Origin of the sequence: Methylotenera oryzisoli (assembly GCF_004661485.1) — a bacterium.
Lineage (GTDB): Bacteria > Pseudomonadota > Gammaproteobacteria > Burkholderiales > Methylophilaceae > Methylotenera > Methylotenera oryzisoli.
The window spans coordinates 97,972-118,136 of sequence record NZ_PQVH01000005.1; the positions used below are offsets into that span (position 1 = coordinate 97,972).

Below are 20,165 nucleotides of genomic sequence, written 5' to 3' on the forward strand. Positions count from 1 at the left end.
GAAATATCCATAATATTAGTCATTTAAAGAAGAATTGGAGCGTGATGAGTCACAACTCTAAAACCGTTATGCAAAACTCTGAAGGTCGTTTATATGACCTGATTGCACAGAGGTTATTGCCTGATGCCAATAAAGCAGAAATAGATCAGCGAATTTGGGATTTATTTGGCGAAGAATGGTGCGTGATGATGACGGACTTGGCGGGCTTTTCTCGCCAAGTTGCTGAGTATGGCATTATTCATTTTTTACAGACCATCTATGAATCTGAGCGTTTGTTGTTACCAGTAATTGAGCAGCATGAGGGCTTTTTACTGAAAACGGATGGTGACTCTCTGTTAGTGATTTTTCGTAAGCCACAAAAGGCCTTGCAATGCACACTGGTGATGCAGCAGGTTTTAATTCCTTATAACGAGGCTAAGCTTGAGCAGGAAAGAGTTCACCTGTGTGTGGGTTTAGGCTACGGTAAGATTTTGCGCGTAGGGAATACCGAGGTGTTCGGCGCAGAGGTGAATGCCGCTTGTAAGCTGGGTGAGGATGTCGCTAAGCAAGGTGAAACGCTGGTGACTGGCGCATTTCAACAAGCTTGCGCGGATTTTTCAGGGGCGACTTATCAAAAGTTGGAACACGCACCAGCAGGTGCAAACGCTGCTTACAAAGTCATTTTTACATAACTAATACCATGACTAAGAAGCTACCAAGTTAGTAAGTGCTTGGTTCTTTCAATATCACAGGGCTAATGTCTAAAGTGCCGCCGTCATGCCCCACCATGATTTGCCCATCTTGAATGGTGCAACTGATATTAAAGCCACGTTCTGCAATATTCGCTAGTTCTTTCGTCTCAGGTAAATTAATCACAGTGAGGTTGTTGATTTTAAGTAGGGCTTTGCTATTGGCTGTCCACCACATATCCGCCACTCGTCCACCATAAAGCACAACCACGACTTGCTTGGCACGCCCTGCTGCTTTGCGAATATCTTTTTCTGTTGGCAAACCGACATCCATCCATAATTCGATAGCACCGGTGAGATCTTTTTGCCACAAATCTGGCTCCTCATCGTCGCTCAAGCCTTTGCCAAATATCAGTGCTTCATTGGCATACATGGCAAAACCAATCAGACGTACCATGACGCGTTCATCAGTTTCTGACGGATGCTTAGCAATGGTTAAATTGTGTTGCTGGTAATAATTACGATCCATATCAGAAACTTGTAGATCGATTTTATAAATTGTGGATTTGATTGCCATGTAAGCGGTGCCTTTTATCGTTGGCACATTATACCTACATTCCCCAGCCTTATTCATTGGTAATCATTGATTGCAGTGAGTGATAGCAAGCAAGCATGCAGGCTTTCTGTTAAGCTTTCGTTTTTAAATTTGCAAGATAACATCATGGCTCAATATGTAATGTCGATGCTCCGCGTGAGCAAAATTGTCCCTCCCAAAAAACAGATTATTAAAGATATTTCTTTGTCTTTTTTCCCCGGCGCAAAAATCGGTCTGCTGGGTTTAAATGGCTCCGGTAAATCTACGGTGCTACGCATTATGGCGGGCGCCGATAAAGAGTTTGAGGGTGAGGTGCAGTGGCAGCCGAATATTTCGATCGGCTATTTACCTCAAGAGCCGCAGTTAGATGCGAATAAAACCGTGCGAGAAGAAGTAGAAAGCGGCATGGGTGCAGTGATGGAGGCTAAGCAAAAGCTAGAGGAAGTGTACGCAGCTTATGCCGAGCCTGATGCAGACTTTGATAAGCTGGCGGAAGAGCAAGCGCGTTATGAAAATATCATTGCTGCGAGTGGTTCTGACGTTGAGCATCAACTAGAAATTGCGGCTGACGCCCTGCGCTTACCAGCTTGGGATGCAAAAATTGGTCCGTTATCTGGCGGTGAGAAGCGCCGTGTCGCTTTGTGCAAGTTGTTATTATCTAAGCCAGATATGCTGTTACTAGATGAGCCAACCAACCATCTGGATGCAGAGTCTGTAGAGTGGTTAGAGCAGTTCTTAGTGCGCTTTCCGGGCACTGTGGTGGCGGTTACCCATGACCGGTACTTCCTTGATAATGCGGCGGAATGGATTTTAGAGTTAGACCGTGGGCACGGTATTCCATGGAAAGGCAATTACTCTAGCTGGTTAGATCAGAAGCAAGCCCGTTTGGCGCTAGAAGAGTCGCAAGAGTCATCACGCCGTAAAGCGCTGAATACTGAGTTGGAGTGGGTACGCCAGAACCCAAAAGCACGTCAGGCCAAGAGCAAGGCGCGTATTGCACGTTATGAAGAGTTAGCAAGCGCCGAGTACCAAAAACGCAATGAAACACAGGAGATTTTTATCCCTGCTGGTGAGCGTTTAGGCGACCAAGTAATTGAGTTTAATGGTGTGAGCAAAGCATTTAAAGACCGTTTACTGATTGATAACCTGAGCTTTAGCATTCCAGCTGGTGCGATTGTGGGCATTATCGGCCCGAACGGTGCGGGTAAATCTACCCTGTTCAAGATGATTACTGGTATGGAACAGCCAGATAGCGGTGAAGTGAACATCGGTCAAACCGTTAAGCTGGCTTACGTAGACCAAAGCCGTGATGTGTTGAGTAATGATAAGACTGTGTTTGACGAAATCTCAGGTGGCTCAGACATTTTAACTGTGGGCCGTTATGAAACACCATCTCGTGCTTACATTGGCCGCTTTAACTTTAAAGGCGGCGATCAGCAGAAAATCGTTGGTCAACTGTCAGGCGGTGAGCGTGGACGTCTACATTTAGCAAAAACGCTGATTTCAGGCGGCAACGTATTGCTGCTTGATGAACCGTCAAACGATTTAGATGTAGAAACATTACGTGCGCTGGAGGATGCATTACTAGAGTTTGCGGGCAGCGTGTTAGTGATCTCGCATGACCGCTGGTTCTTAGACCGTATCGCCACGCATATCTTGGCGGCTGAAGGCGAGTCGCAATGGACGTTCTTTAATGGTAATTATCAGGAATATGAAGCTGATAAACGTAAACGTTTAGGTGAGGAAGGCGCGAAGCCAAAACGTATTCGTTATAAGCCGATTGCTCGTTAGAGCTTACACATGAGCCGCACCGTCTTAAGGGCTGACTTCTTCGACGCCTCGGCACTAGCCAAAGTTTACTGCGACGAACCACGTTCAGATGTGGTGCGCCAGTATTTCAACAGTCGTGCAACTAAGTACACAACGCCCTTTTGCTTCTATGAAGCAATGAACGTACTCAAAGGAAAATGGAAAAGCAAGGGTCAGCTCACGCAGGAGCAATATGTTGATGCAGCATTTCGTCTTACCGCTTGGTATGGTGCCTCGTCGTCACAAGTTAAAGACCTCAACTTCATAGACCCTTTGACCTTTTCCTATGCAAGAGATCTCGCCCAGCGAAGCAAGCTTGACCTCTCTGACGCTTTTCAGATTTTGAGTGTCAAAAAAGGATATTTTTCTGACTTGGTAAATGAATCCGCAACGCTTCTAGTTACCGCAGATAAAGAGCTCGCTAACGCAGCAAGATTTGAGGGGCTGAAGGCATGGAATGTTATGGAGGAGCCTGCCCCAACGTAAGCCACGGTATGTCGAATGCTGTGACATTGATTTGGCGGGCAATCTCCTAATCTGTCCTATTTTGACTGTTCAACACTAATGTGAGGTTTATGCGGTGCATTCTTTGCAAGTCTGTCCCAAAGTGCAGGCGGAATCAGTCGCATCAGCCTTGCTACCCAGCCCATTTGCCAAGGGATGACCACAAAACGCCGCTTGTGCTCAATCGCATTCACAAATTTATGTGCTGCGATATCCACATCCATTAAGAATGGCATTTTATAGGTGTTGATATCGGTCATTGGGGTGCGGATATAGCCCGGAGCAATGGTGGTGACAGCGATATTGTGATGTAACATTTCCACACGTAAACTTTCCAGATAGGCAATGGCGGCAGCTTTAGACGCACTATATGCCCCTGCGCCCGGTAAGCCACGTATGCCAGCTACACTGGCGATGCCGACTAACTGAGCTGGCTGGCCATTGTCGGCGGCTAAGTGCATGGCATGAATAAATGGTTGAAATGTATTCACAAGACCGATCACATTGATATCCATCACGGCCTGAAATGCATTGGTGTCTACCGCATTTTCGGTGAGTGTGCCGCTACTGACACCTGCGCTGCCAATCACAACATTAGGTGCGCCATAGTGCTGTATAAAATGCTGCGCAGCAGAGCTCAGTGCCTCGCCATCGCGTACGTCTAACGCATAAACTGCGCATTTGACGCGATAGCTGGATTCTAAAGTCTGCTGTAGTGCTTGTAAGTGCTCACTACGCCTTGCTGCCATGCCAATGATTGTATCTTTGCCTGAATAGCGCTTGGCATATTCATATGCTAGTGCTTCTCCTATGCCGCTGGATGCACCGGTGATAAAAACTTTCATCGCCATCTTCCATTATTATTAATTGTTGCATGACAGTTCATGTAAATATAAAACCCCGTTTTGCGATATAGCAGAAACGGGGTTTTAAGTTTAGGACAGCCAGAGTAATTTACCAATTAAAAAGCTTTTCATACCAAGCTTTAAGCCAGGCTTTAAACCAGTGGGGTGAGGCCGTTACTTTTTTGCTGGGGCAGCTGCCCTGGCTTTATCGGCACGAATGTTGGCGATGATGTAGTCAGCAGTTTTTAGCGCTGCATCATTGTTGCCTGCCATGGTGCTTGAAGTAATGAATTGACCATTGATAATTAAGCTAGGCACGCCAGTGGCACCTGAAGAACGGAAGATGTTAGCCGCACGATTTAAGCTAGTGTTGGTCGCAAATGAGCCAAACGCTTCTTCCACTTTTCTTTTATCTAGGCCGCTTTGTTGTGTAACCCAGTTAATCGCAGCTTTTTCATCAGTAGGATTGAGTGATTTTTTAGTGTGAATCGCTTCAAATAACGGTGTGTGCAATTTTTCTAACACACCTAGTGTTTCCATTGCATAGTAAGCTTTCGCCATTGGTGCCCATGCTTGGTGCGGTAGCCCTGGTACGCGTTTAAACGCTACATCTGCCGGTAATTTCTTTACCCATGCGTTGATCGGTGTTTCCATGCTGTGGCAATGGCCACAGCCGTACCAAAATAGCTCAATTACCTCAATCTTGTTTGGGTTATCGGTATTGATGGTTTGTGCGGTGCGATCAAAGTCTTTACCCATTTGCGGTTCAGCCATGACGCTAAATGAGGCTAGCAACATTAAAGCGGTTAATAATTTTTTCATTGATATTGTCCTTGTTAACGATTCTTTAAATTTGTAATTAAAAATTCAGCTATTCAACAAACGTGTCATCTTAAACGTCTCATCTTGCAATTTGGCTGACAATTATTTCTTATCAATACTGTTTGTTGATTGCGATCACTTTGCATTGACCAGTGCAGTCTCTATTGGGTTTCATTATTGATGGTAATTAAATCAGATTTAAAACCATTGCTGGCCAAATCCGCCTTAGTTTTATTAATGAGCTCCAGATTCTTGAGCGGTCCCACGCGTACGCGGTGCCAAACTCCCTTGTTCGGGATGGTTGCGGTCTGTACCACAGCTTCAAAACCTTGTAAGGCCAGTGTGGCTTTCATATTGTCTGCTTCGTCTTCAGTTTGAAAAGCACCTACCTGTAAAAAGTAAGTATTTTTAACTGAAGGCTCAGTGCTTTGCTCCTTGATTTTCACCTCTTCGGTAGTTACCTGACGCTCGCTGCCAGGCAGTATGGTGTAAAAATCAAAACGCGTTTTATCTTCAGCTGTTTCAGCTGGTTTAGTTTTCTCTTCTGCAGCGGCCTCTTTATCCTGTGCCGCTTTTTCTTGAGTGGTATCTGCGATTTTTTCAGAGACTGGCTTATTAGGTGAGGCTAAATCGGCAAATGGGCTTTCTTCACCCTTAATCATCATCACTACCGCTAAAGAAGCGGCTACGCCCAGTAAAAACCCGATTAATAAACCAGTGACAAATGGATTGCCCTGGCTTGGTTTGGACGAACGTTCTGGTCTAGGTTTGTAATCCCTGCTCATAATGATTCCTTACATTCTTTCTTTAGCTGCGACACCCAGTAAATCCAGGCCGTTTTTAAGCACTTGCTGGGTAGCGCTAATTAAACTTAAGCGTGCGAGTTTTAACTGTTCATCTTCGATTAAGAATTTATATTCGTTGTAGTAGCTGTGCAGGTCGCTAGCTAATTCTTTTAGGTAATTAGCTACCACATGCGGTGCCAACTCGGTTGCTGCATTGGCTACGACTTCTGGGTACTCGCTTAAACGCTGCATCAACGCGGTTTCATGCGCTGTAGTGAGTGGGCTCAGGTTAACGTGCGCAAGGCTGCTTGCGTCACCACTCCATTGGCTGAGCACGCTGCAAATCCGAGCATGTGCATATTGTATGTAATACACCGGATTATCGTTACTTTGGCTACGCGCTAAATCAATATCGAATACCAATTGTGAATCGGCACGGCGTGCGGCTAGGAAATAGCGCGTTGCATCGCAGCCTACTTCTTCAATTAAGTCACGTAATGTGACATAGCTGCCAGCACGTTTAGAGAGTTTAACTTCTTCGCCACCGCGCATCACGGTCACCATTTGATGCAGTACGTAATCTGGCCAGCCTTTAGGGATGCCGATATCTAGAGCCTGCAAGCCTGCGCGTACGCGGGTGATGGTGCTGTGATGGTCAGCGCCCTGCTCGTTAATTACACGTACAAAACCGCGGTTCCATTTGTCGGTGTGGTAAGCCACATCCGGTACAAAATAGGTGTAGCCGCCATCGGTTTTACGCATCACGCGGTCTTTGTCATCACCAAAGTCTGTGGTTTTAAGCCATAGTGCGTCGTTTTCTTCATAAGTGTGACCGCTTTTAATCAGCGCTTGCACCGTTTGCTCCACTTTACCGGTGGTATAGAGCGCACTTTCTAATGAAAATACGTCAAATTTAATTTGAAATGCTTTTAAGTCTAAATCTTGCTCGTGGCGTAAATATGCCACGCTAAAGGCGCGAATTGAATTTAAATCATTGATGTCGCCACTGGCGGTGACTTCAATGTCGTCGGCAACCACGGTATGCTTGGCTAAGAATGCTGCAGCAATATCGTTAATGTATTCACCACGGTAGCCATTCTCCGGAAAGCTCTCATGCTCGGTAGAGATGCCTTTGCATCGCGCCAATACAGAAATGGTTAGGTTGTCGATTTGTGCACCGGCATCGTTGTAGTAGAACTCACGAGTGACATCCCAGCCATTGGCATCCAACAGACGTGCCAAGCAGTCACCTACCGCGGCACCGCGGCCATGACCGACGTGCAGTGGGCCGGTTGGGTTGGCGGATACAAATTCTACTTGTACTTTTTGCTGCTGGCCGTTGTTGTTACGGCCGTATTGCGCACCCGCGTTGAGAATATCTTTAATCACAACCTGCTTGGATTGCGGGCTTAAAAAGAAGTTAATAAAGCCGGCGCCTGCAATTTCAGTTTTAGCGATATATTCGCTGGCTGGTAATGCTTCAATAATCTGGGTGGCGATCGCGCGCGGGTTTTGTTTTAGCGGTTTAGCCAAAACCAAGGCCAAATTTGTGGCAAAATCGCCATGGTCGGCTGATTTTGGGCGCTCTAATATAATCGTTAGGTCAGTAATTTCTGGCGCAATCGTTTTTGCGGCAGTCGTTAGTAATTGGGTAAGATGTGTTTTCACAATAATTACATAAAATCTAAAAACGGTATTTTAACCCATATTGGTGCATATATTATTGCTTAGAACACTAAGTGATCAAGTTACGGTGGCGACGTGCGTCTAAGGGCTTGAGATAATCAGCATTTAGGTGAAAAAGTCGCAGATAAAGATGGGGTTAAATATTTTAATTGGTGCTAAAAGCCGCATAATAGACGGCAAATTTTCACTCATTTTCCTAATCTAAAGCGGCTTTAACTTTTACTCCATTTTTATGCTTAAAAACTTTTAATCCGTAGCGTTATTACCATTGTCAAAACCTATTTTACAAATTGCACTTGATGTACCGCTGGCGCGCTTATTTGATTATTTAAGTGCGGGTCAGCACGTACAAGTTGGCCAGCGGGTATTAGTGCCGTTTGGGCGTCGCAATCAAATTGGTATCGTGATGGCATTGGCAGATAGCAGTGAGTTTGCCATCGAGAAGCTTAAGCCTATCACGCAGGTATTTAGTGATGAAGTGCCGCTGGATGCAGAAGTGTTAAGTTTGATTAAATTTAGCGCAGATTATTATCACTATCCATTTGGACAGGCCTTGCTGGCGGCTTTACCTGCGCGTTTACGCCAAGTGGCGCCAGCCGTTGCACGTAAACAATATTGTTATCAAATCACGGGGGCCGGCCAGCAAGTCGATATGGAATCCTTGCCCAAGCGGCAGCGCGTACTGCGCATGGTGTTGCAAGCCCTGCAAAACGAGGGTGCGCAGTCGGAAGCAGCGCTGGATGCGCTGTCTGGCAGTGCGCGTAAGGCAGCAAAAGAGCTGGTTAGTTTAGGCTATGCTGTCACTGAGCAGGTGCTGGCGGTAAAGCGTGTGCCGGCGATTTTGGAAACACCGCAACCCGCACTCAATGCGGAGCAGGCGGCGGCGGTGGCGAGCATTACGCAAGAAGTACAAACCTTTAAGGCTTGGCTGCTGCACGGGATTACCGGCAGTGGTAAAACGGAGGTATATATCCGTTTAATGCAGCACGTTTTGCAACAGCAGGAAGCGCATGGAGCTGCGCAGCACAGCGCTCAAGTACTGGTACTGGTGCCCGAAATTAACCTGACGCCACAGCTGGAGGCCAGATTCAGAGCGCGCTTGCCACAATATCATCTTGTGAGTTTACATAGTAGCCTGAGCGAGAGTGAGCGCTTACATAATTGGCAGTTGGCGCAATCAGGCGCTGCACAAATTATTATCGGTACGCGTCTTTCAATTTTTACGCCTATCCCTCACCTCAAGCTGATTCTTATCGATGAAGAGCATGACAGCTCTTACAAGCAGCAAGATAGCATGCGCTACCATGCGCGTGATGTTGCCTTAGTACGTGCCAAACGCCTGAATATTCCAGTGGTGATGGGCTCTGCCACCCCGGCGTTGGAAAGCTGGTATAACGCGATGGGTAGCCAAGTGCAGGGGGTAAGCGCTACGCCTAGCCAGACTAATAAATATGGCTTGCTCACATTAAAGCAGCGCGCGGTGAGTGCAGCCCAGCTCCCTAAAATTGATTGTATTGATACCACCAAGGTGAACTTGCAGCACGGTCTGACGCCGCAGCTGGTTTCCGCATTACGCCTGCGGCTGGAACGCAAAGAACAATCGCTATTATTTATCAATCGTCGTGGTTATTCGCCAGTATTACTGTGTACCGCATGTCATTGGATTGCGCCGTGCACGCGCTGCAGTAGCCGCTTGGTCGTGCATCTGGGGCAAAAAAAATTGCGCTGCCATCACTGCGGCCATGAGCAGCGCATTCCGCACCAATGCCCAAGCTGTGGCGATGCCGATTTACACCCAACTGGTCACGGTACACAACGTTTGGAGCAGACGCTCGCTAGCTTATTGTCGACAGCACGTATTGCGCGTGTGGATAGAGACAGCATTAGCCGTAAGCATGCTTTGGTTGAGATATTAGACCGTGTGCATAATCAGGAGATTGATATTTTAGTGGGTACGCAAATGCTGGCGAAAGGGCACGATTTCCCTAATTTAACGCTAGTAGGCGTCATTGATACAGATAGCGCGCTACACAGCCCGGACTTTAGGGCGAGTGAGCGTTTGTTTGCACAACTAATGCAAGTGGCCGGCCGCGCCGGGCGTGCCGATAAGGCTGGGCAAGTGATTATTCAGACGGCATTTCCAGATCACGCACTGTTTAATGCGCTGCGCAGTCAGGATTACGCAAGCTATGCCAATGATTTGTTGTTGGAGCGTGAACAGGTGCAGTTTCCGCCTTACGTGTTTACCGCATTACTGCGTGCTGAGGCGCATGATTTTTCCCTAGTACAGCAATTTCTGCAGTTGGCATTTACAGGCGCGCGCGCGTTGAGTCAGCATGTGGTGACTTATGACCCAGTGCGACCACAGATGGAGCGTCTAAAGGGCATGGAACGTGGCTATATTTTGATGCATGCGCATCAACGGCCGGCATTGCAAAAACTGTTGACGCAATTAGTATATCAATTAAGGTCTGAACCAATAGCGGCTAAAGTGAGATGGGCCGTGGACGTGAATCCCCTAGAGTTTTGATGGATGTTGCATGGGTAGGACACAACATCTATGCCACTTGTACTTAATTCGCTTAATTGACTGCGAACAAATCACAAGCAGACATAGATGATTGTGCGGTACTGCGGGTTATGCCGCTTTAATTTAACAATCTACAACATTAATTTGCTCAGAGAGGCGGATAAAGCGTTCTACTGGTGTGACCCAAACAATGCCGTCACCTACTTGGCCGGTATGGCCGATTTCTACAATGGTTTGCAAAATGCCTTCGAGCAAGTCGTCACTCACCACCATGATAATCATCACTTTGGGGCTGTAGTCCGTTAGCTCTTCCCGTATGCCTTGGGCTGGTTTTGCCAAATGATGGCCGCAGCCATCCACTTTGCTCACCGTCATGCCCGGAAAGCCCTTGATGTTGCGCAGGGATGAGCGAATTTTTGCTAAACGATGCGGTTGTATCACTGCTCTAATTTCTTTCATTAAACAATCCCTTTCAACGACTGGTTAAGCTTCAATTTTTGACTCTTCAAAGATGCGGTATAGCGTGGGCAGTACCACTAATGTCAGTAGCGTTGAGCTAATTAGCCCACCAATCACTACAATCGCCAACGGACGCTGTATTTCTGAGCCTGGGCCGGTGGCAAACAAGAATGGCACCAATGCCAGCATCGCCACGGTGGCGGTCATCATGACCGGCCTAAATCGTTGCTGACAACCTTCAATAATCGCTTCCATCTGACCTTTGCCCTCATCACGCAATGAGCGGATATAAGATACCAGTACCACCCCATTGAGCACGGCAATACCCCATAGTGCAATAAACCCGACAGACGCCGGTACGGATAGATATTCGCCAGTCACCAGTAGCGCAAAAATGCCGCCAATTGAGGCAAATGGCAAGATCATAATGATCATGGTAGCAAATCGAATCGAGTTAAAGAGCAGGAATAGCAGGAAGAATATCGCGGCTACTGTCACTGGTACGATAATCATCAAGTGATTTAACGCACGTTCCATGTTTTGGAATTGACCGCCATATTCCAGATAATAACCGTCCGGCAGTTTCACTTTGTCTGTCAGTACCGATTGCAGCTCAGCCACAAAGCCGCCTAAGTCGCGGTCTTTCACGTTAATCGCTACCACGATGCGGCGTTTACCCAACTCACGGCTAATTTGCGCAGGACCATCCTTGATTTCGATTTTAGCTAAATCTCGGAGTGCGACGCGCGAGCCGTTAGGTGAAGTGACTAAGATATTACCGATAGACTCTACATTATTCCTAAAGCTATCCGGAAACCGCACCGCTGCTGAGAATCGGCGTTGTCCTTCGTAGATGTCGGTGGCAATTTTGCCGCCTATCGCGGTTTCAATAATGTCATGAATATCTGAGGCATTAATGCCTTGGCGCGCAATGGCCTGGCGGTTTACCGTGATATTCAGATATTGCTGCCCGGATATTTTCTCTACACGTAAATCTACCGCACCAGGAATGGCACCGGCGATTTTAACAATCTCCTCAGCTTTGCTTTTGAGTTTGCCCATATCGTCGCCAAATATCTTGACTGCAACATCAGAGCGCACACCGGTGAGCAACTCATCTACCCGATCTGAAATAGGCTGCGCCATCACGATTTGCACACCGGGCAGGCCTTCTGTCAGCACCTCGGTCATTTTGTCCGCGATGTCATCTTGCGTCCAACCCTCTGGCCACTCATTGCGCGGCTTGAGGCTGATGATAGGGGTAGATTCATTTTGCGCTTGTGGGTCTGCCGGGCTTTCACCGCGGCCGATACCTGACATGGCAGATTTTACCCCAGGCACTTTCTCCATGATTAAGCGCATCGCTTCATTTTCCATCTTGATGGATTCTTCAAGTGAAATATTTGGCACGCGGTTAATGCCAGGCACGATAGAGCCTTCTTTCATTTCTGGAATAAATGAGGTACCCAGCAATGGCACTACCAACAGCGCCGCAATAAATACCCCAGTTGCGCCAGCAATGGTTTTTTTATCGTTTACCAGTACCCAGTTCAACATCTTGAGGTAAGGTTTTTTGATAAATTGGATAAATTTTGTATCTTCGCCAGAGCCGCCTTTCAGAATATACGAGCAAAGTACCGGCGATAGTGTTAACGAAATAATCAAAGACACAAACAGCGCAATAGCAATGGTGAGTGCTAATGGTGCAAACATCTTACCTTCCATGCCTTGCAAGGTCATCAACGGTAAAAACACCAAGATGATAATGCCCACACCAAACAGTACCGGTGTCGCCACCTCTGATGCAGCTTCTAACACGACCCGGATTTTACTTTCACCTTGACGATGCCCCAGATGGTGGAAGGCGTTTTCCACCACCACTACCGAGCCATCGACCATCAGACCAATCGCAATGGCTAGGCCGCCAAGCGACATCAGGTTGGCAGAAATATCGTAATGATTCATGGCCATAAAGGTGATGAGTGGCGTCAAAATCAAGGTAGCCACCACAATCACACTAGAGCGCACATCCCCCAAGAACAGGAACAGAATCAACACCACTAAAATAATGCCTTCCACCAGCACCTTGCTGACGGTAAACAGTGCAGCATCCACCAGTTCGCTACGGTCATAGTAAGGCACAATCTGCAAACCATGTGGCAGCATGCCTTTGGCGTTAATTTCTTCTACACGTTCCTTAACGCGGCTGACTACTTCTTTGGCGTTTCCGCCACGCATCATAATCACAATGCCGCCTACAGATTCGGTGTAGCCATTTTTCATCACAGCACCCACGCGTACCTCATGGCCTAATTTCACTTCTGCCACATCGCGCATAAATACCGGCACACCGCTCTGCTCTTTTAGTACGATATTGCGAATGTCGTCTAAGCTTTCGATTAAACCCACGCCGCGAATCAGATACTGCTCTGCAAATTGCGGCAACACGCCGCCGCCGCTGTTTGCGTTATTTTTGGCTAAGGCGGAGTAGATGTCCTGTAGTTTCAGGCCATAGTGGTTCATCCTGTCTGGATTAACCAATGCTTGGTACTGCTTGACATACCCACCCTGAGAGTTGATTTCTGCCACCCCAGGAATGCCGCGTAGCAATGGGCGCACGATCCAGTCCTGAATCGAGCGTCTTTCCGTCAGTTCTTCTACACTTAGTTCGGTTTCGCCATCCGCCGGGTTATCCAGCGTGTACTGGTAAATTTCGCCCAAGCCTGTGGCCACTGGCCCTAAAATGGGGGTAACGCCTTGCGGCATTTTATCCATCACCTCCATTAGTCGCTCCATCACCAGCTGACGTGCGAAATAAACATCAGTATTGTCCGTAAATACCAAGGTAATCAACGATAAGCCATTGCGGTTGAGAGAGCGCATCTCGGTGAGGCCCGGTAAGCCTGTCATGCCAATTTCTAACGGCACGGTGATAAAGCGCTCCACTTCTTCCGGTGACTTGCCGGTGGCTTGGGTGGCAATTTGTACTTGTACGTTGGTTACATCCGGAAATGCATCCACGGATAGCTTTTGTAATGCAAACACACCGGCCATCATCAGCGCGACGGCGATGACCAGCACGATAAGGCGCTGCTTGAGCGCCGAGCGAATCAGAGATTCAATCATGCCTTACTCCAATTCTTTAATTTTACGTTCGTTATTCACATGGAACGCGCCGTCGTTGACGACCACTTCGCCTTCAGATATGCCATTGGTGATGGTCACCATGTCCATGTACTCTGGCCCTAGCTCCACTTCGCGCAGGCGGAATTTATTTGGCGCTAGCTGCACGTAAACATAGGTTTTGTCGTTTTCGCGTACGATGCTCTGTAGTGGCAAGGCTACTTTGGATGTTGGGCTAGATTTAATCATCATGGAGACCAGCATATCCGGCTTGATTTCATGATCAGAGTTATCAATGTCACAACGCACGGTCACTGTTCTTGTTTCCGGGTTGACTACGTCACCTTCGTAAATCAGTTTTGCGGTGTATTGCTTGTTATGTAAGGCTGGAATCTCTACCAATACTTCTTCACCAATTTGAATCAGATCGATTTGCTGCTCAGGCACTTCTGCTACTACCCATACATGCGATAGATCGGCAATGATAAACAGCTCTTCGGCTGGTTGGACCACTTGTCCGAGGTTAACCTTACGGCTAATCACGTTACCGCTGATGCGTGACACTACATTGCTGTAAGAATGAATCTGGCCAGATTTAGAGAGTTTATCTATGGCCGACTCACTCATGCCCAGTACTATCAATTGGTCGCGTGCAGCGTTTAAATCTGCCTGTGCTGCGCTTAACTCTGCCTCTCTGCGTTGCAGTTCAGCAGAGCCGATCACATCCGCTTCTTGCAGTAGTTTGGCGCGGTTCACCGCTTTGGTTTGCAGGCCAATTTGTTGCGCGGCTTTAATATAAACCAGCTGGCTTTGCGCTAACTCAGTGCTGTTTAAAGTGGCTAGTACTTGTCCGTTATTGACTTTTTGGCCTAAGGTGGCTTCAATGTCTTTCACGCGGCCTGTCACTGAGGCGCCAATTCTCGCCATGCGCTGCTCGTCAACCTGTATAGTGCCAGGCAGGCGCATGGTATCGCGCATCTCAATTTTACCTGTGGTATGTAAGGTCACTTGCTTGGCGAGCTGATTGGTAATTTCAACGATATCTACATCTTTGGTTTTTGCTTTAGCTGGAGCGACCTCTTCTTTTGAGGAACAGCCGGTTAACATGATGCCAACCATGCAAAAAGCCAGCAGCAGGTTTTTGCTAAAGAAGTGATGGGTAGTAATGGGTTGAGCAGTCATTATGGTTTAACCTCCAAAAGTTCATAACCAAGCAAACGTTCTATTGTTAGCATGGCGTTTATATATTCGTAGCGTGCAGATAAGTAGTCTTTTTTCACTGCGCGTTTAGTACGTTGTGCATCTAGATAATCCAGAATGCCGCGCTCGCCAAAGCGATAAGCGGCTTCAGCAACTTTAAGTACAGATTCGGCCTGCTCAAGCAGGCCATCTTCAAAAGCGGACACTTGCTGCTGCGCGATGAGGTAGCGCTGATACGCTGACTCTATATCCCGTTGAATGGTGAGTTCGCGGTCACTCAGTACCGCTTGCGCCTCTCTCAGCTCTGCTGCTGCGTGCGCAATCGGGCCGCTGCGTTTGTCCCAAACTGGGATAGGAATCGCCACCCCGATGCGGAATTGGCGTAAATCAGGATCCTGCTCGACCCCAGCTTTCAGGCTTAGCCCCGGATTACGTAGCGCATCCTGTAAGCGTAAATTGGCTTCAGAAGTTTTGATGGCAGCACGAATTTGTTTGAGCTGCGGTGAGTCGCTCATTTGTTCACGCAAAGTATCAATTTGCGGCAGGCTGCTTGCAATCGGGAGTTCGCCGGTCAAGCTGTAGTCTTCAGGAATGGCGGCGCTGACTAAGCCTCTTAGATAAGCTTTACCTTCCACCACACGTGTTTTGGCCGACTGATAGTCACGTTCTGCAGCCAGCGCTTCTGTGTTGGCTTTAATCAGTTCATATTTGGGGGATTCTCCTACTTCAACCCGTAGTTTCACACGGTCACGAATGTCTTTTAATAATTTATAGTCCGCTTCGGTCAGGCTAAGAAAAGCCTCGCGTTGCAATACATCATAAAAAGCACTTTTAACGCGCGTGATTAGCTCGCGTTTGGTTACTTCAGTGCTAAGTGATGCGACCGCGATGTTGTGTTCTGCCACATTGATTTTGGCATTGCGCACACTAGGGTAGTCCAAGGGTTGAGATATTCCGACGACCCAATTTCCGCTGGAGCCTTGTCCGCCCGGGGTTCTGTAACGCGTAGGTCCGCCAAGCAGTTCAATTTCCGGGTTTGCATAGGTTTTAGCAGTGATGACTGACGCCGAAGCTGCATCTTCGCGCGCTTTGTAAATATTAAGCAGTGGGTTTTGTTCCGCAGCAATGCTAATGATTTGACTAATGGAGTAATTGGGTGCGGCTGTTGCTGTGAAGCTGGCAACCATACCTCCCAATAAAATAAATGTTAAAGCTATCGTTCGGGGCGACGTTGCCCCTGAATTTGCACCAAATGCAGGCATGAATTCTTTTCCTTTGTGATGGAAGTAAGCGCAACAATCAGCGCAAGCCTGCTGTAGGCCATATACAGCCTATCGCTTTATGCGCTAGTTGAGCGTGAGGGTTCTGTGCAAATGCCAATCTCAAATGATTGGCAAGCAAGAGTTAAGCCAAAGAGTGGCTTTGGAGGGGGGGTCTTAGATACAGGAGCAATGTAGGCTCCTGATAACTTGCATAATCATGGTGCAGCATGATGTACGTGCTATACATGTAGGTGGAGCGAGGAATGATGTCGACAATAGTGTCGCTTAAGTCGCGGTTGCTATCTTTATCGGGTTGTGTTGCTGAAAGCTGCGCTTTTTCAATGACTTTATTTTCGTATAAATCCATATTCAACTGCGTAATCGCAGCAAGCGCCGTCAATATTCCGATAATCGAAATCAGCCGTGCGATTGATTTTATTGATAGCAATTTATAGAGCATTGAATATAGCGTTGATTTGGAAGCGTACTTTAAGTAATTGGAAATGCTAATAATCGGTAATACAGTTTGTCTATTGTCCATTGCGGATAGGATTTAGTCAAATTTGAAATGATTATACAAGTTACTCGAGTTCTATCTATCAATATGCTTCCTAATGTATTGATGCCTGCTGCAGCTGGTTTGCGTACCCAGACAAACTAACAGAGCAATGCAAGTGAAGCGCCAATGATGATGGATAACCATTGTTTCATGCCCATGGAACGTGTCCTGCACGTCGTGTCCTTGACATTAGACTTTACCATAAGCGTATCACTCGCATTGCTCTGCCAGCTTGTGCTTAAAACCGCGCGACTCCCAAATCAGCTTAGGCGGGGTCTCGCCACAAACTCATCTGTCTCACCATTCTCCGCGGTTGTTTTTATCCAGATGCTATGGTGAGACAATGCGTTTGTTGCGATGGTTCCGTGATTTATAGAAGATGACTAAATCTGCTCACCCTTGCTTCAAATTGGCCTGCAGACAAGGGGTTACTGGTGTCTTGTCATTAATAGCGCATGGTAGTTATTGCTACCAATGATGGCAGCCTGCTCTTTTGCTGCTAGCTGCGGGGCGAGTTTTTTGCTGGTAATCAGCAGTTTATCTGGCTGTTGCAGTAATGTAATGACAGCGTTGTAATCATCGACTACATGAACATTTCCCTTAGTATAGTAGCTCACGGAGAATTCATCAGAACTATAAGCATACAGCGGAAGGTTTGGATAGTCGCTTTGTGCCTGCTGTATCAGCTTGCGAGCTGATCTGTTTTCAGCCTGTTGCGGAATCCATATCAGGCTAGCCACTGTGGCCAAAATGAGCCAGGCTGCGATCAGCACTTGCATCGCTTTTTTAAAGCGGCTACTTAATGTTGGCCAAAAATTGGCAGTTAATAGCGCAAAAGCTGGCAAAGCCGTTAAGGTATATGTCCATATGATATTGCGCGAGAGCGTAAAAAACAGCAATGGCGCTAGCACCCATGCCCATAGCCATTTCGTTTGTGTGTCTAGGCTGGCGTTGATGAGCGGCTTATCTTTAACGATACCGTGAATAAATATCGGCAACCAGATGGCAATAGATACTGCCCAATACACCCAGACCATGCCTATCGCCTGGCGGTGAGCTATGCCATACATGTCTCCTTTCCAGCCAGGCTCTAAAAAGCGCTGAAAATGTTCACCAATAATGAAATATTTCAGAAAGCCGGGGTAATAAATTTCTGCTGGAATATACCAGGCCAAGACTAAGCCAATAAAGAGCAAAATGCCCGGCCAAAACCATATTTTTTTGATGTGTTGATAGATGATTGCACGCGACGAGCAGGCCCAAAATAACAAAACTGGTAACCCAATCAGCACCCAGGTAGCCAGCCCCTTAGCAATGGCGCCTATGCCCAGTACTGCCCATAAGCCATATTGATCCAGCGTTGATGGCTCAGCACATGTCTGCAGTCGCCATAAAAGGACCATGGCCCAGGTAACGACGGCAAGTTGGGTCGCATCGGTCATCACCGCGCCAGCGCTGATAAAACCGATCGGCGCAGTTAGCATTACAAAAGAGGCCAATAGCCATTGCTGACGTGTCATCTTAAGGCTTTGCGCGCCATATAAAAGCGCCAGGCATGATAGCAGCACCAGTAGTAAGGAAGGTAACCGGAGCGCAAACTCGTTGTGACCAAATGCCAGCCAGCTGGAGGCTGCAAACCATGTGGCTAGCGGTGGTTTAGCGAAAAAAGGCTGGCTTGCCGACATGTGAGGCATCAACCAGTAGTGGCCGGTTGCGGTCACGCGCGCTAGCTCGCCATAGCGTGCTTCAGTGGTGTCGAGTAAGGGCATGCTCGTCATCAATATGATGCGTAGCGTAATGACAAATAAAATTAATGCAGTGAAATAGAGAAAAGCTTTTGTTTGAGTGCGCGACATGCTGTTTTTAACCTACGCCTTTATTGGCTTAATCGAGATAATAAGGCAAAAGCCATGCCATTGTCAGGTTGATGCGATACTGTTTGATATTAATCAATGTGTTATTGGAACACTGGTTGGCTATCGAATAGTATGAACGCCTAAATTAATACATATTTTGCAGGATTTATACAAGTGAGGTTGACGTATAGTCTGCAATAAAGGTGGTATGGATATTGAGCTTTAGTCGAGAAAATTCATTTTAATTCGGCAGAGCATGTCACTAAAGAGTCGTTTTCATGGCATGCGTAACTAATGAATCAATAATGAGCTGCAGCCAAGATGAGACGGTTACTGGTGATGTAAACCCTTAGGAGTTCTCACACTTCAATCACGCCTAAATCACAAGGTAACAGAGGTGTGTGGAAGATGCGCTCATGATGATGGATAACCATTGCTTCGTGCCCGTGGGGCGAGCGATGCTTTAATCGCAGGCAGTACCTTGGCATTAGACTTTTATCACAAGCGCATCTTTTACACACCTCTTATCCCTAAGGCTAGTCTGTATGACCAACTAGATATAACTTAAAAACTGTTCCTAGGCAGGCTCTTTAAGCTTTGTATTGCTGCAAAAGCGCTAGTACTATCGATCCCTGTTGCTGCATTTAAACCAATATGCATGGTAATTGCGTTATGAATCTGATTAAGGTCACCGCCAATCCGTGCAGCTTGGAACATGCCTTGATTTCGAATCTCCTGCAGAATCTGTCCTTGCCCAGGCACCATCACATTTACACCAACACTGTTGTGCGACAGCGTGACTGTGGCGACTGTTCCGTCGCTTGCAGTAGCTGACACTAACCCCGCTTGACCACCTACGGCATTAGCGATAGAGCCACTTTGGTTAGACGATGTTAGTTCTACTTGCATGTCGATGCCATTATGAATGCTGTTAGAGGCGCCAGCGACTTGTATGGTTTGTGATACTCCGCTGATATTGGTTAAGCCAGCCCCACCGCTTACATTATTGCTCCCATCCGTTTGTTGAGTGGTTATCGTGTTTTGTGATTGTTCTATGCTGACCGTGGGCGCATAGTGTACGGAAGGTGTGTTGGATCTAAAATCTATATTGAGGTTGGCACCAGCAGTAATGACGCTGCCTGTAGATGTTTCCCATTGGCTAATCATTTCCACGCCAAAATATAGTACCTGATTGTTACTAGCAAATTTACCGCGCATATGTCCTAAATCGTTGTCAGAAACTTCTTGCATGCTATTAAACACTTCTAAATCTGGCGGTAAAGCGGCGCTGGCTACCGGACTTACAGTGATAATACCAGCTAATATGAATGCAATTCTTTTAGAGGGAGCTGGCCGGATAGCAGATTGATGCGCAGGCTCCAGCTTTAATTGATGTAAATATCCAGCGTGTTGAATCGAATTCATTGTAGAGATGTTCATTTTTAAAACCTCCTAAACTCCT

General features: G+C 47.1%; 16 protein-coding genes. 4 read left to right on the forward strand and 12 right to left on the reverse strand.

Translation table 11 applies throughout. The annotated features are described in order from the left end of the window. The first annotated feature begins 44 nt into the window (after positions 1-44). Positions 45-671: an adenylate/guanylate cyclase domain-containing protein gene (locus C3Y98_RS02765; RefSeq protein WP_135276587.1), complete on the forward strand. Its 627-nt coding sequence runs from the start codon at positions 45-47 to the stop codon at positions 669-671. 28 nt (positions 672-699) lie between these two features. Here the strand turns inward: C3Y98_RS02765 and C3Y98_RS02770 are convergent, their stop codons facing one another. After that, entirely contained in the window at positions 700-1,245 is a 546-nt protein-coding gene (locus C3Y98_RS02770; protein WP_135276588.1) for a YaeQ family protein, read from the reverse strand. Between the two features lie 144 nt (positions 1,246-1,389). On the opposite strand from C3Y98_RS02770, the gene ettA reads away from it, so the two are divergent. Both ettA and C3Y98_RS02780 read left to right on the forward strand, forming a co-directional pair. Continuing rightward, positions 1,390-3,054 carry an energy-dependent translational throttle protein EttA gene (gene ettA, locus C3Y98_RS02775; protein ID WP_135276589.1) on the forward strand — a complete coding sequence of 555 codons (1,665 nt, stop codon included), beginning with the start codon at positions 1,390-1,392 and terminating at the stop codon, positions 3,052-3,054. Between the two features lie 9 nt (positions 3,055-3,063). Continuing rightward, positions 3,064-3,558, forward strand: a complete 495-nt coding sequence (locus tag C3Y98_RS02780; RefSeq protein ID WP_135276590.1) for a type II toxin-antitoxin system VapC family toxin — start codon at positions 3,064-3,066, stop codon at positions 3,556-3,558. Positions 3,559-3,614: 56 nt separating this feature from the next. Here the strand turns inward: C3Y98_RS02780 and C3Y98_RS02785 are convergent, their stop codons facing one another. From C3Y98_RS02785 to argS, 4 genes are all read right to left on the reverse strand, one after another. Further along, the gene (locus C3Y98_RS02785; protein ID WP_135276591.1) at positions 3,615-4,427 is read right to left on the reverse strand and encodes an SDR family oxidoreductase; all 813 of its coding nucleotides are present in this window, start codon (positions 4,425-4,427) and stop codon (positions 3,615-3,617) included. Positions 4,428-4,595: 168 nt separating this feature from the next. Further along, positions 4,596-5,243 carry a thiol:disulfide interchange protein DsbA/DsbL gene (locus tag C3Y98_RS02790; protein ID WP_135276592.1) on the reverse strand — a complete coding sequence of 216 codons (648 nt, stop codon included), beginning with the start codon at positions 5,241-5,243 and terminating at the stop codon, positions 4,596-4,598. Positions 5,244-5,404: 161 nt separating this feature from the next. Beyond that, positions 5,405-6,028 (reverse strand): SPOR domain-containing protein, encoded by a 624-nt coding sequence (locus tag C3Y98_RS02795; RefSeq protein ID WP_135276593.1) that lies wholly within the window; start codon positions 6,026-6,028, stop codon positions 5,405-5,407. Between the two features lie 9 nt (positions 6,029-6,037). Beyond that, entirely contained in the window at positions 6,038-7,696 is a 1,659-nt protein-coding gene (argS, locus tag C3Y98_RS02800; RefSeq protein WP_135276594.1) for an arginine--tRNA ligase, read from the reverse strand. 286 nt (positions 7,697-7,982) lie between these two features. Between argS and C3Y98_RS02805 the strand changes: the two genes are divergently transcribed. Then, the gene (locus C3Y98_RS02805; RefSeq protein ID WP_135276595.1) at positions 7,983-10,244 is read left to right on the forward strand and encodes a primosomal protein N'; all 2,262 of its coding nucleotides are present in this window, start codon (positions 7,983-7,985) and stop codon (positions 10,242-10,244) included. Positions 10,245-10,367: 123 nt separating this feature from the next. Here C3Y98_RS02805 and C3Y98_RS02810 read toward each other — a convergent pair whose 3' ends face one another. The 7 genes from C3Y98_RS02810 to C3Y98_RS02840 all read right to left on the reverse strand — a co-directional run bounded on the left by C3Y98_RS02810 (position 10,368) and on the right by C3Y98_RS02840 (position 20,143). Further along, complete coding sequence (locus tag C3Y98_RS02810) at positions 10,368-10,703, reverse strand: P-II family nitrogen regulator (RefSeq protein WP_135276596.1); 336 nt, start codon at positions 10,701-10,703, stop codon at positions 10,368-10,370. 24 nt (positions 10,704-10,727) lie between these two features. Then, complete coding sequence (locus tag C3Y98_RS02815) at positions 10,728-13,829, reverse strand: efflux RND transporter permease subunit (protein ID WP_135276597.1); 3,102 nt, start codon at positions 13,827-13,829, stop codon at positions 10,728-10,730. A 3-nt stretch (positions 13,830-13,832) separates the two neighbouring features. Further along, the gene (locus C3Y98_RS02820) at positions 13,833-15,008 is read right to left on the reverse strand and encodes an efflux RND transporter periplasmic adaptor subunit (protein ID WP_135276598.1); all 1,176 of its coding nucleotides are present in this window, start codon (positions 15,006-15,008) and stop codon (positions 13,833-13,835) included. Beyond that, a complete protein-coding gene (locus tag C3Y98_RS02825; protein WP_135276599.1) occupies positions 15,008-16,288 on the reverse strand; it encodes a TolC family protein in 1,281 nt (426 codons plus the stop codon). The genes C3Y98_RS02820 and C3Y98_RS02825 overlap by 1 nt, the downstream gene beginning before the upstream one ends. A 142-nt stretch (positions 16,289-16,430) precedes the next feature. Continuing rightward, positions 16,431-16,829: a hypothetical protein gene (locus tag C3Y98_RS02830; protein ID WP_135276600.1), complete on the reverse strand. Its 399-nt coding sequence runs from the start codon at positions 16,827-16,829 to the stop codon at positions 16,431-16,433. Between the two features lie 446 nt (positions 16,830-17,275). Continuing rightward, the gene (locus C3Y98_RS02835) at positions 17,276-18,703 is read right to left on the reverse strand and encodes an ArnT family glycosyltransferase (RefSeq protein ID WP_135276601.1); all 1,428 of its coding nucleotides are present in this window, start codon (positions 18,701-18,703) and stop codon (positions 17,276-17,278) included. Between the two features lie 564 nt (positions 18,704-19,267). Continuing rightward, positions 19,268-20,143, reverse strand: coding sequence for a hypothetical protein (locus tag C3Y98_RS02840; RefSeq protein ID WP_135276602.1), 876 nt, complete (start codon positions 20,141-20,143; stop codon positions 19,268-19,270). Positions 20,144-20,165: the final 22 nt, after the last annotated feature.

Coding starts and splice junctions, on each gene's coding strand:
- C3Y98_RS02765 (WP_135276587.1), top strand. CDS start 45: ATGAGTCACAACTCTAAAACCGTTATGCAAAACTCTGAAGGTCGTTTA.
- C3Y98_RS02770 (WP_135276588.1), bottom strand. CDS start 1,245: ATGGCAATCAAATCCACAATTTATAAAATCGATCTACAAGTTTCTGAT.
- ettA (WP_135276589.1), top strand. CDS start 1,390: ATGGCTCAATATGTAATGTCGATGCTCCGCGTGAGCAAAATTGTCCCT.
- C3Y98_RS02780 (WP_135276590.1), top strand. CDS start 3,064: ATGAGCCGCACCGTCTTAAGGGCTGACTTCTTCGACGCCTCGGCACTA.
- C3Y98_RS02785 (WP_135276591.1), bottom strand. CDS start 4,427: ATGGCGATGAAAGTTTTTATCACCGGTGCATCCAGCGGCATAGGAGAA.
- C3Y98_RS02790 (WP_135276592.1), bottom strand. CDS start 5,243: ATGAAAAAATTATTAACCGCTTTAATGTTGCTAGCCTCATTTAGCGTC.
- C3Y98_RS02795 (WP_135276593.1), bottom strand. CDS start 6,028: ATGAGCAGGGATTACAAACCTAGACCAGAACGTTCGTCCAAACCAAGC.
- C3Y98_RS02810 (WP_135276596.1), bottom strand. CDS start 10,703: ATGAAAGAAATTAGAGCAGTGATACAACCGCATCGTTTAGCAAAAATT.
- C3Y98_RS02815 (WP_135276597.1), bottom strand. CDS start 13,829: ATGATTGAATCTCTGATTCGCTCGGCGCTCAAGCAGCGCCTTATCGTG.
- C3Y98_RS02820 (WP_135276598.1), bottom strand. CDS start 15,008: ATGACTGCTCAACCCATTACTACCCATCACTTCTTTAGCAAAAACCTG.
- C3Y98_RS02825 (WP_135276599.1), bottom strand. CDS start 16,288: ATGCCTGCATTTGGTGCAAATTCAGGGGCAACGTCGCCCCGAACGATA.
- C3Y98_RS02830 (WP_135276600.1), bottom strand. CDS start 16,829: ATGGACAATAGACAAACTGTATTACCGATTATTAGCATTTCCAATTAC.
- C3Y98_RS02835 (WP_135276601.1), bottom strand. CDS start 18,703: ATGTCGCGCACTCAAACAAAAGCTTTTCTCTATTTCACTGCATTAATT.
- C3Y98_RS02840 (WP_135276602.1), bottom strand. CDS start 20,143: ATGAACATCTCTACAATGAATTCGATTCAACACGCTGGATATTTACAT.